This window comes from Oleiphilus sp. HI0086 (genome assembly GCF_001635225.1).
Genome location: NZ_LWFZ01001272.1, coordinates 1 through 1,523 on the forward strand (window position 1 = coordinate 1; position 1,523 = coordinate 1,523).

1 protein-coding gene is annotated in these 1,523 nt (G+C 42.9%); it reads right to left on the bottom strand.

All coding sequences use genetic code 11. The annotated features are described in order from the left end of the window. The coding region (locus tag A3756_RS21950; protein ID WP_156490682.1) for a tol-pal system YbgF family protein at nt 1-1,523 on the bottom strand (1,523 nt) is incomplete at both ends.

Here is a 1,523-nt window from a genome sequence, read left to right on the forward strand (position 1 = left end):
AGGTTAATCTGATAAATCTCCAAAGCTTGCTCTTCGAATGAGTACGCCTGCTCCTCCAGTAGAATGTCGTATTGCTCTAACTGAAGCTCTGTAAGTTTGTCGGGTCTTTCGGAAGACATGATATCTTGCGCTAAGGTTCTATATATCGTTCCGATTTTATAAGTAGCCGCTGAAATAACCTCGGACACTTCGTAATCGGCAAGGCTTTCGAGTTTAGCTACCAAGGCTTTTAGATTTCGTGTTTTTTGATCCAAAGACTTTTTGAGCGGTAAGCTTAAGCTAATCGCTTCAAACTGAAGGATGTCTTTGTTTAATAGCCTAAGCGCTGCATTTGCTGCAACATAAGCAGAACGCCCGTTTCGCTGAGAGATCCTATCCTGTTCATATTCTACAAGCGCTGCACGCCACTTATTAGCATTAGAGTCCTCTTTTCGACGATCAAAATAGCGAATACTTTGGAAATATGCCTCAATATTTAACTCGAACTGATCGGGATAGCGCTTAACAAAACCGTCCAAAAGCCCAACAGCTTCATAGGCAAAGTCATTTTCTAAGTAAATTTCTGCAGCACGATAAAGTGAGTTCGACGCTTTAGCCAAGTCCGCAGTAGAATTCGATATCTCGACTAGTTTTTCTGCAGCAGGAATTGGCTCTTCATTCTCCAAGTAAGCATAGACGAGCTTATCTGAGGCATCCTCATACAACTCACTATCAGGAAAACGCTCTTGGAAAACGTTTAAGGTGGCGATGGACTGCGGCCAATTTTGTATTTGTAGAAACTGTGTCGACGCATCAAAAAGTGCCGTAGGAGCAATACTCGAATCCGGCACTAGGTCGACGACTCTCAAATAAAGTTCGGCACTTTTCCCAATCGCACTTTCTTTCTCTGCTTGCTTGTAAACAGACGCAGCTAAGCGCTCGCTTAAGACCTCTACATCAGACTTCTTATTATAAGTAACAAGTTTTTGATAGGCTTTTTCTGCAAGAGAATAGTTTTCTAGCTCGAAATGACTATGAGCGTTAACCAACCAACTAGAATACAATATCGCAGCAGGTGCCGATCTGGACTGTACAACTCGGGAAGAAACTTCTACTGCATTGATATAGTCTAGTTCGCGATAATATTCATTTGCTAGGTCGTTCAACAATCCTGCCGTCTGATTAGCCATAGGAAAATGCGCAGCAAAACGCTCAATCGCTTCTCTGCGAAGTAGCTTATCAGATGGCCCGAGATCTTGGGTATTGCCGCTATTTGAAACTTTGATGTCGTCATATGTCAGAACTGAAGCATAGCCAGCTTGAACTGCCTTTGGATGGCTAACATTTTCATAAGCTGCACGTTCGTATAGAGAAATTGCACGACGATAATCACCAATTTTATATGCAGCCTCAGCTGCAAGGTAAAGGTTCTCACCGCTATAGCGATCTTGACCTCGCGTGAGAACCAGCTCTTCGTAATAGTCTGCAGCCTGCTTACCAAATACATAATAGCTTGACGCTTTAGCTGAAATTTCAGCAGGCTC